Here is a 10,192-nt window from a genome sequence, read left to right on the forward strand (position 1 = left end):
GTGGGGCGTCGTGCGGCTCGGGGCGGGCCACCTCGCCGCCGAAGCGGGCGGCGGCCTCGGCGCCGAGGTCGGGCGGGAGCAGGGGGACGGCGGCGGTGATCGGCGCCGTGTCGGCCGCCGTGGGGAGCTTGAGCGCGACGCGGACCGCGCGACGCTGCACGCTGTAGGACTCGTGCGCGAACGCCTGGGCGAGGGCGGAGGCGCAGTCGTCGGCGAGCCCCGGCCGCCGCTGGACGGTCTGTTCCAGCCACGACAGCCCCGACTTCACCAGCCCGGACTCGGCGCGGAACAGCACCCCGTCCAGCGCCTCCACCACCTGCGGGGACGGCAGCCCGGGGACCTCCCTGAGCAGGTCGAGCGCGAGGTCGGCGACCGGGCCCGGCGCGGCCGGGAGCAGCCGCACGTAGTCGAGCGCGTGCGCGCGGGTCTCGCGTTCCCTGGCGGCCGGGTCGTCCGGCAGGAGCAGGGCGTGCAGCCGGACGAAGAAGCGCAGGTCGGCGGCCGTCCCGCCGCGCAGGAAGCGGCGGACGCAGCCGTCCAGGAGCATCCGCCGGGCGACGTCGCCCCGGTCGGCCAGCGTGGCGAGGGTCCGCGGCCAGGACGGGTTGTCGCGCAGCCGGCGGCCGACGCCGTCCGCCTCGAAGATGCGCGGCAGCAGGAAGGGCAGCAGCGGGTCCTTCGGGCGGGGCGGCCCGGACGCCACCCAGCCCACGACGAGCGGGTCGTGGGCGGGCGGCTCGATGCCCGTCTCGGCGAGCAGCGCCAGCGCGAGGTCGAGCCCGATGTACTGCGGGCCGCGCAGCCGGAGCGTGAGCCGCCGCGCGAGGTCGGCGAGCCACGCGTCGTCGCGGTCGGCCCAGACGTCGAGGAGCAGGCCGGTGTCCTCGTGGTCGCCGGACCAGCGGGTGTTGAGCTCGCGCCGGTTGAGCCAGGTCGCGACCGCGGACGCGCCGGCGAGCGTGCCCGCGCCCGCGACGCGGAGGGCGGGCGCGTAGTCGTCGATGCGCTCCCAGGGCTCGCGCCGCGCCCGGAGCTCCTTGAGGTGGCCGGGCAGCGCCCTGGCGACCGCGCGGCGGCCGGCGGCGTAGAGATCGCGGACGGCCCCGGCGACCGCCCTCGGTTTCTGCTGGTCGATGAGGGCGGCGACCGTCTCCCACGCGGGGGCGCCGTCCCGGACCGGTAACTGCGTTGCGCTCGGCATGTCCCGGACACTAGAGCCCGCCACCGACAGTTTGGCGGCGGGTCAACGCGGCTGTCAGATTCGGGTCGGTTTGGCCGGTTTTCGCCCTAGCCGAAGGCGCGGAGCGACTGCAGGGGCAGCGGCCGGACGGGCCGCTCCGTCCCGCTGGGCTGGATCTCGCGCCCGCTCCCGCACAGCGCCTCCACGACGTGCGCGCTGAGCGCGCTGTCGATCGGGTGCGGGACGGGAACGCCATCGGAGTCGAGCTTCTGGTACTTCGTCAGGTTGAGCGCGAACGTGATCTGGCGCGCCCCGCCCGCCGACGACAGCGACTGGGTGCCCGCCCCGAAGACCACGCCGTCGTGGCCCCAGAACGTCCCGCACGGCATCTCGGTGGAGTAGAGCCCGAGGCCGTAGTTCATGAGGACGTTGCCGTCGGCGTCCTTCGCGGGGACGGTGCGCTGCATCTCCGCCAGCGCGGCCTTGCCGATGAGCCCGCCGGTGAGGAGCTTGCTGTAGAAGCGGTTGAGGTCGTCTGTAGTGGAGATGAGTGCGCCCGCGGTCCAGGCCCAGCTCATGTTGAACGTGCTGTAGTCGCGGGGTGGTTTCACCTGCTGGTAGAGCGACTCGTACATCCGCGAGTGCGGCCCGTCGATGTGCGGACCGGACGGAAAGTACGTGTGCTTCAACCCGGCCTTGCTGATGACATGCTGCGCGATGTACTTCTCCGCCTTCGTCCCGGTGACCTTCTCCAGGAGACGTCCGGCGATGACGTAGTTGGTGTTGGAGTAGGACCAGCGCTCGCCCGGCTCACCGGTGCGCGGTGCCTGCATGCCCCACTTGATGAGCTGCTCGGGTGAGAGCTTCCGTAGGCGGTCGGCGTCCAGGCTCTTGGGAGAACCTTCCGTCAGCGACGGGAACGCAAGGACCACGTAGTCGCCGATACCGCTGGTGTGGTTGAGGAGCATCCGGACGGTGACCTGCTTGCCTGGCCGTCCGGGAAACACTTCGGGCAGATACTGGGCGACCGGCACGTCGAGCCCGACACGGCCCTTCTCGACCTGCTGGAGGATCGCCGTGGCGACGAACGTCTTGGTGATGCTTCCGGCGCGCTGCTGCATGTGCGGCGTGACAGGCCGCCCGGTCTCGGTGTCGGCGACGCCGGACGCGCCGTCCCACGCGGTGCGCCCGTCCCGGACCGCCGAGAACAGCCCGGGCATGCCGGCCTCGTGCGTGGCGTCGAGGGTGGCGCGCAGCTTCGCCGGGTCGGACGGCCCGGTAGGCGGCAGTCCGGTGGCCGCACCGGTGGCGGCCCGCACGGTCTCCGGCCCGGCCGCGGCCACGGCGCCGACCAGCGTCGCCGTCAGCGCCACCGTGGCACCGGCCGCGGCGCCCCACACCGCTCCGGCGCCCGTGAGCCCCCGCCGCCCGAACCGCTTCGCCATCGCCCTCATCTCTCCAGTCGTCCGGCCCGTCCAGAGAGAGTCTCACGGAGATCATCGGCGCTGTCATCCGACTACGGAAGGAACCCGGCTCGTCCCGGAGAGTGCGACGGCCGGGCCCGCGGTCGGGCCCGGCCGTGCTCGGACGTCGGTTCAGCAGGTCAGCTCAGCAGATCGGCAAGGGTTTCGCGACGGGACGGGTGGCGCAGCTTGTGCATCCCCTTGGACTCGATCTGCCGGATCCGCTCGCGCGTCACCCCGTAGACCTTGCCCACCTCTTCGAGCGTCTTGGGTTCACCGCCGGACAGCCCGAACCGCATCGAGATCACGCCCGCCTCACGTTCGGTGAGCGTCTCCAGGACGGCGTCGAGGCGCCCGCGCAGCATCGAGGACGCGACGACGTCGGCGGGGTCGCCGCCGTCCGGGTCCTCGATGACGTCGCCGAGCTCGCCGTCGCCGTCCTCGCCGAGGGGGGTGTGCAGCGACAGCGGCTCGCGCGCCTGCCGGCGCAGCCACTCCACCTTCTCGGGCGTGATGTCCAGCTCAATGGCGAGTTCCTGCGATGTCGGCTCCCGGCCGAGGTCCTGCATCATCCGCCGCCGGACGCGCGTCATCCGGTTCAGCACCTCGACGACGTGCACCGGGATGCGGATCGTCCGGCTCTGGTCGGCCAGCGCGCGGCTGATCGCCTGCTTGATCCACCACACCGCGTAGGTGGAGAACTTCAGGCCACGGCGGTACTCGAACTTCTCCACAGCGCGGATCAGCCCGAGATTCCCTTCCTGCACAAGGTCGTTCAGCGGCAGGCCATGGCCCATATAGCGCTTTGCCAACGAGACGACCAGGCGGAGGTTGGCCTCGACCATGTGCTCCTTGGCGCGGCGCCCGTCGGCGGCGATCCACTCCAGGTCGGCACGGTCCTGAAGGCTGAGGTCGTCTGCGAGTGTTTCGAGTCGTTCACGGGCGAACAGGCCGGCCTCGATGCGCTTGGCCAGGTCGACCTCCTGCTCGGCGGTGAGCAGCGCGGTGCGGCCGATGCGCGAGAGGTAGTCCTTCATCGGGTCGATGAGATTCACGGTCGCTCGCGGAATCCCACGGGGGGCCGCGCTGGGCGCGTCGGTGGCGTTCAGGGCGGTGTCCTTTGCTCGTCCGGCCGGGAGGGAACGGGTCACCCGTTTTCAGTACCCGATCGCACAACATCTCGAACCAGGTGACGCGCCTCTTCCTACGAGATGGTGATGACCAGTAGAAGGTCTCCTGCCTGGACTTGGGTCACGTCGGGGACGGCCAGGCGGGCGACGGTGCCCGCTGCAGGAGCCGTGATCGCGGCCTCCATCTTCATGGCCTCGATGGTGGCGACCACGTCTCCGGCCGCCACCTCGTCGCCCTTGGACACGCGGAGGGTCACCGAGCCGTCGAAGGGCGCGGCGACGTGGCCGGGCTCGGACGGGTCGGCGCGCTCGACCGGCGGCGCGTCCGACACGACGGACTTGTCGCGGACGGAGAGCGTCCGGAGCTGGCCGTTCACCGTGCAGATGACCTGCCGGACGCCCGCCTCGTCGATGGCGCCGACCGCTTCGAGGCTCGCGAGGACGCGCACGCCGGGTTCGAGGTCGAACGCGACCTCGTGCCCGGTGCGGAGCCCGTAGAGGAACGGGCTCGTGGGCAGGACGGACAGGTCCCCGTAGGCGGCACGGGCTTCCCGGTACTCCTTCGCTGGGCCGGGGAAGAGGAGGCGGTCCAGGGTGTCGCGTACTTGGGGTCCGTCCAGGGCCTTCTCTTCGTCACTGGTGAGTTCGGCACGGGCGGGCGTGTATTGGCGTCCGGCGAGGGCCTTGGTGCGGAACGGCTCGGGCCAGCCGCCGGGAGGGTCGCCCAGTTCGCCGTTGAGGAAACCGATGACGCTGTCGGGGATGTCGTAGCGCTCCGGGTTCTCCGCGAAGTCGTCGGGGTCGGCGCCCGCCGCGACCAGGTGCAGGGCGAGGTCGCCGACGACTTTGCTGGACGGGGTGACCTTCACGAGCCGCCCGAGGATCGCGTCGGCCGCCGCGTACAGGCGCTCGATCTCCTCGAAGCGGTCGCCCAGGCCGAGCGCCACGGCCTGCTGGCGCAGGTTGGACAGCTGCCCGCCGGGGATCTCGTGCTGGTAGACGCGTCCTGTGGGCGACGGCAGGCCCATCTCGAACGGCGCGTAGAGGTTCCGGACGGCCTCCCAGTACGGCTCCATGACGGTGAGCGCGTCCAGGTCGATCCCGGTGGCGTGGTCGGTGAAGTCGGTCGCGGCGACGATCGCCTGGAGGGGCGGCTGGCTCGTGGTGCCCGAGAGCGGTGCGGCGGCTCCGTCCACGGCGTCGACCCCGGCTTCGATGGCGGCGATGTAGGTGCCGATCTGGCCGCCTGCCGTGTCGTGGGTGTGCAGGTGGACGGGCAGGTCGAAACGCTCACGCAGAGCCCCGACGAGCGTACGGGCCGCTGGGGCGCGGAGCAGACCGGCCATGTCCTTGATGCACAGGATGTGGACACCCGCGTCGACAAGCTGCTCTGCAAGGCGCAGGTAGTAGTCGAGCGTGTAGAGCCGCTCGTTCGGGGAGGAGAGGTCGCCGGTGTAGCAGAGCGTCCCTTCGACGAGCGCATGCGTCTGCAGAGCGGCGTCGATGGCCGGACGCATGCGTTCCACGTCGTTCAGCGCGTCGAACACGCGGAAGATGTCGACGCCCGTACTGGCCGCCTCCTTGACGAAGGCGCGCGCGACCGAGTCGGGGTACGGGGTGTAGCCGACGGTGTTGCGGCCACGCAGAAGCATCTGGATGCACAGGATCGGGGCGGCCTCACGAATGGCGGCCAGCCTGTCCCAGGGCGACTCGCCCAGGAAGCGGAGGGCGACGTCGTACGTTGCGCCGCCCCACGCCTCGATGGACAGAAGCTCCGGGGTCATACGGGCCAGGTAGGGCGCGGCTGCGAGCAGGTCGTAGGTGCGGATGCGGGTGGCCAGGAGCGACTGATGGGCGTCCCGGAACGTGGTGTCGGTGACGGCCAGGGCGCTCTGGGAGCGGAGCTGCTCGGCGAACGCGCGCGCGCCGAGCGCGAGGAGCCGGTCCCGCGAGCCTTGCGGGAACGGGCCGTCCATGTCGAGCGGCGGGAGCTTCGTCGCCGGGTCCAGGTCGGTGGGCGCCTCACCGTGCGGCTTGTTGACGGTCACGTCCGCCAGATACCGGACGAGCCGTGTCGCACGGTCGCCGCTCGACCGGGCCGTGAGCAGCTCGGGATGGTCGGCGATGTAGGACGTCGTGACGCCGCCGGCGCGGAAGTCGGGCTCGTCCAGCAGCGCCTGAAGGAACGGGATGTTCGACGCTACGCCGCGGATACGGAACTCGGCGACGGCGCGGCGTGCCCTGCGCACCGCGTCCTCGAACGTCCTGCCGCGGCAGGTCAGCTTGACCAGCAGCGAGTCGAAGTGCGGGGAGATGATCGCGCCGCCGTAGGCGGTGCCCGTGTCCAGGCGGACGCCCGCGCCGCCCGGCGACCGGTACGCCGAGATCTTGCCGGTGTCGGGACGGAAGCCGTTCGCGGGGTCTTCGGTCGTGATGCGGCACTGGACGGCGAAGCCGCTCACCGCCACCTCGTCCTGCGCGATGCCGAGGCCGGCGAGCGTCTCGCCGCCCGCGATGCGCAGCTGGCTCTGCACGAGGTCGACTCCGGTGACCTCCTCGGTCACGGTGTGCTCGACCTGGATGCGCGGGTTCATCTCGATGAAGACGTGCTCGCCGCGGTCGTCCAGGAGGAACTCCACGGTGCCCGCGTTCTCGTAGCCGATCTCCCGGGCGAAGCGGACCGCGTCCTCGCAGAGCCGCCGCGCGATCTCCGCGTCCAGCCCGGGGGCGGGCGCGATCTCCACGACCTTCTGGTGGCGGCGCTGCACGGAGCAGTCGCGTTCGCGCAGATGGACGATGTGCCCGGCGCCGTCCGCGAGGATCTGCACCTCGATGTGGCGCGGCCGGTCCACCGCCTGCTCCAGGAACACGGTCGGGTCGCCGAACGCGCTCTCCGCCTCGCGGCGGGCGGTGTCGACGGCGGCCTCGAGGTCCTCGCGGTGGTCGACGCGGCGCAGGCCCCGCCCGCCGCCGCCCGCCGCGGCCTTCACGAACAGCGGGAAACCGACCTCGTCGGCCGCGTCCAGCTCCCGTCCGGGCTCGGGCGTCGCCGAGCGGAGGACGGGCAGGCCCGCGCGCCGCGCCGCCGCGACCGCCTCGATCTTGTTGCCCGCGAGGCTCAGCACCCTCGACGGCGGGCCCACGAACTCGATCCCGTTGCGCTCGCACGCCTCCGCCAGCTCCGGGCTCTCCGACAGGAATCCGTAGCCGGGGTAGACGGCGTCTGCGCCGACCCTGAGCGCGGTCTCCACGATGCCGTCGACGTCCAAGTAGGCGCGGACGGGATGGCCGTGCTCGCCGATCTCGTACGCCTCGTCAGCCTTCTGCCTGTGCAGGGACAGCCGGTCCTCGTGCGCGTAGACGGCGACGCTGGCGATACCGAGTTCGTAGGCCGCGCGGAAGGCGCGGACGGCGATCTCGCCACGGTTGGCGACGAGCAGCTTCGTGATCACGTGGTTCTCCAGGAGATGGCGGCGCGGGGGCGTCGGGATCTTCCGATACCTACCCAGTTGAGCGGCCGAGACCGCCACCCGGGCCAGACGAGCACCGCGAACAAAATGGCAGATCCCGGCCAGCGGGCAAAAAGTGCGTTTGTTCGCGGGTCGGCCGTCATCCGCTACGGCGGGCCCCTCGCCAGATGGTGAGGCCTGCGACGACCGCCGCCGTGACAAGGCCGACCAGGGAGCCGATGAGGAAACGCGACCGGGACTCCGCGGGCGCGAACGCGACCCAGGCGACGCAGACGGCGATCCAGAAGCCGAAGTAGCAGGAGACGAAAACGTAGAAGCGCCTGCTCGCGAAGACCCGTCCAGCAGGCATCCTGGGCGACTTCCGCAGTGCCGCGTCCGTACTTGGGCTCGGCACGTCTGGGCCTGGGATCGCCGCGTCTGGACGCTTGAACGCCACGCGGTCGTCCTCGGACGAGACGAGCCGCGCGGCCAGCTCCTCAGGCGTGCCGAACTCGTCGCCCGGGTCGGCCCCTGACTCGGCGACGTAGGCGGCGAGGTCGTCCACGGTCTCGGTGACCTCGTCCTCTGGGACGCCGCTGTCACGCAGCCGTCCTGCCAGCTCGTCGAAATAGGCCGTCGTCATGAGGGAGCTCCTAGGGGCGGGCAACCTGCGCACTGATTCATGCAACCTAGCCCCGGACGCGGGCGGGCCGTGGCCGGAACAGGACGCGGGTTAAACGGAACGATCACTCGGAATAGCGGTAAGGATCTTGCGGTTGCAACTACCGTGCGAAAACCGGCTTACCGGGTAGCACCCATGTCCACGCCCCATGGAGGTGAACCGTGCCGAGCAGCATCCCTAGGACCCGCGCCAACTCGCAGCGCGAACACGTGAAGACCACGTCGCTGCGGGCCCTCGTGGTCGCCGCGCGACTGGAACGCAATCACGCCCCGGAGGGACCGCCGGGCAACGAGGACGGCCGGGCGGAGCGCGGCACCGAACGCCGCAGCCCCGACCCGGCCTGACCCAAACCAACCCCAGCCTGCCCCCAGACCGACCCCAGCCTGCTCCAGACTGATCGCAAGGCCCCTGTGCAACAACAGGGGCCTTGGCATTGCTACGCAGGCGCGGCTTGAGCACCCACCGCTTCAAAATGCGTGCGCACGGCGGCGCGCGCGCGTTCCGGCCCCACGGTCTCCACCATTGCCGTGAGATGTTCCGCGCCGAGGACGGCCAGCAGCGCGTGCGCCTGGGCCTCCCCATCGGCGACGACGGTCTGGTCGAGCAGGATGGTCAGGTGCCGATGCCAGAAGCCGTAGGCGCCGATGCGGTACCGCGCACCCGGCGAAGCCGTTTCCGACATGCGGACCAGGGACAGATGGGCCAGCACGTAGTCCAGGTAGGCGTCGGCGAAGGCGAGCAGCCGTTCGGACGGCGGGACGGCCGCGTCCCCACCCCCCGGGCCCAGCGGCGCGGGGCCGGACAGGATCGCGTCCTGGAGGTCGCGTTCGCGTTCGTCGAGGAGGGCGACGGCCAGCCCGGCCTTGTCGCCGAACCGGCGGAAGAGGGTGCCCTTGCCGACGCCGGCCGCGGCGGCCACCGCGTCCATCGTGACCGACTCGACGCCGTGCCGGGCGAAGAGCGCCGCGGCGGCTTCGAGTACTTTGGCGCGGTTCCGTGCGGCGTCCGCCCGCTCCTTGGGCGGCGGCGTCCGCATCAGCTCCAGGTCGACGCGCCTGCCACCGGCCGGACCACGGTCCATCACGTCCCCTCCCATCTCATTCGGACTGTAGTCCACTTAATGCCGTCATGCCACCGCGCTAGATCAACTGCTTGGCGGAGCGCCTACCATCATCTGGCCATAGGCTGGTGCACGTCTTCCGACGAGCCGGATGCGACGGGGAGCGAGTGGTGTGACGGACAGGACGATGCCGGACGCCCTGCCACTACGGTCGGGCGACCCGACCACGCTGGGCGGGTACGAGATCCTGGGCCGCCTCGGCGAGGGCGGTCAAGGCTCGGTGTTCCTGGGCCGGCGGGCCGGTGAACCCCCCTCCCTCCCCGCGACGGACCATGTCGCCATCAAGCTCCTCCACGGCGGGCTCGCCGGAGACGACTCCGCCCGCGCGCGCTTCGTCCGCGAACTGGAAGTCGCCAAGCGCGTGGCCCGGTTCTGTACTGCACAGGTCCTCGACGCCGACGTGGCGGGCGACCAGCCCTACATCGTCAGCGAATACGTCCCCGGGGTGACCCTGCACCACGTGGTGCGCACGGAAGGCCCGCGTACCGGCGGCGCCCTGGAGCGGCTCGCCGTCAGCACCCTCACCGCGCTCACCGCGATCCACCAGGCCGGGATCGTGCACCGCGACTTCAAACCGCACAACGTGGTGATGGGCCCGGACGGTCCGCGCGTCATCGACTTCGGCGTGGCGCGCGCACTGGGCGCCGCCGGGGAGACGCAGAACGTCGGCACGCCCGCCTACATGGCGCCCGAGCACTTCACCGGCGGAGAGGTCAGCACGGCGTCCGACATGTTCGCCTGGGGCACGACCATGGTGTTCGCCGCGACGGGACGTCCCGCGTTCGGCAACGACGAGATGGCCACGGTCATGCACCGGATCCTGACCGGCGAGCCGGAACTCGGCGAGCTGTCCGGCCCGATGCGCGATCTGGTCTCCGCCTGCCTGGCGAAGGAGCCCGCGCACCGTCCGACCGCCCGCGAGGCCCAGGAACGGCTGGTCGGCGCGTCCACCGGGACGTCACCGGGCGCGTCACCCGTCCAGCCGCTGCCCGCGTTCCCCGGCCTCCCGGCGGACCTCCCAGTGCCCCAGACACCGGGCTCTCCGCCCGGGTCCACACCGGGGTCGACGGATCCGCACGCCGGCCCGCACGCCATGGCAGGGGCGGTCCTCCCGCCCGACCACGTCACGAACCCGTCCGCCCCACAGCACAGGACGTCCCCGCAGCCC

General features: G+C 71.6%; 7 protein-coding genes and 1 pseudogene. 2 read left to right on the forward strand and 6 right to left on the reverse strand.

Annotated elements, in window-relative coordinates; genetic code table 11:
• The 5 genes and pseudogenes from E1264_RS34085 to E1264_RS34105 form a co-directional block, all read right to left on the reverse strand.
• Positions 1 to 1,201 (reverse strand): DUF6493 family protein (locus E1264_RS34085; protein ID WP_207936584.1); only part of this gene is annotated, 1,201 nt, incomplete at its 3' end.
• Positions 1,202 to 1,287: 86 nt separating this feature from the next.
• Entirely contained in the window at positions 1,288 to 2,634 is a 1,347-nt protein-coding gene (locus E1264_RS34090) for a serine hydrolase domain-containing protein (RefSeq protein WP_243711333.1), read from the reverse strand.
• 149 nt (positions 2,635 to 2,783) lie between these two features.
• Positions 2,784 to 3,686 (reverse strand): annotated as a pseudogene (locus tag E1264_RS34095) (RNA polymerase sigma factor); the annotation flags it as partial.
• 161 nt (positions 3,687 to 3,847) lie between these two features.
• A complete protein-coding gene (locus E1264_RS34100; protein WP_132180203.1) occupies positions 3,848 to 7,225 on the reverse strand; it encodes a pyruvate carboxylase in 3,378 nt (1,125 codons plus the stop codon).
• Between the two features lie 157 nt (positions 7,226 to 7,382).
• Positions 7,383 to 7,865, reverse strand: coding sequence for a hypothetical protein (locus E1264_RS34105; protein ID WP_132180205.1), 483 nt, complete (start codon positions 7,863 to 7,865; stop codon positions 7,383 to 7,385).
• A 200-nt stretch (positions 7,866 to 8,065) separates the two neighbouring features.
• Between E1264_RS34105 and E1264_RS34110 the strand changes: the two genes are divergently transcribed.
• Positions 8,066 to 8,248, forward strand: a complete 183-nt coding sequence (locus tag E1264_RS34110) for a hypothetical protein (RefSeq protein ID WP_132180207.1) — start codon at positions 8,066 to 8,068, stop codon at positions 8,246 to 8,248.
• Between the two features lie 92 nt (positions 8,249 to 8,340).
• Here E1264_RS34110 and E1264_RS34115 read toward each other — a convergent pair whose 3' ends face one another.
• Positions 8,341 to 8,985, reverse strand: a complete 645-nt coding sequence (locus E1264_RS34115) for a TetR/AcrR family transcriptional regulator (RefSeq protein ID WP_207936586.1) — start codon at positions 8,983 to 8,985, stop codon at positions 8,341 to 8,343.
• 151 nt (positions 8,986 to 9,136) lie between these two features.
• Between E1264_RS34115 and E1264_RS34120 the strand changes: the two genes are divergently transcribed.
• On the forward strand, positions 9,137 to 10,192 hold a 1,056-nt coding region (locus E1264_RS34120; protein ID WP_243711334.1), incomplete at its 3' end, for a serine/threonine-protein kinase.

It is taken from the genome of Actinomadura sp. KC216 (assembly GCF_004348535.1).
Lineage (GTDB): Bacteria > Actinomycetota > Actinomycetes > Streptosporangiales > Streptosporangiaceae > Spirillospora.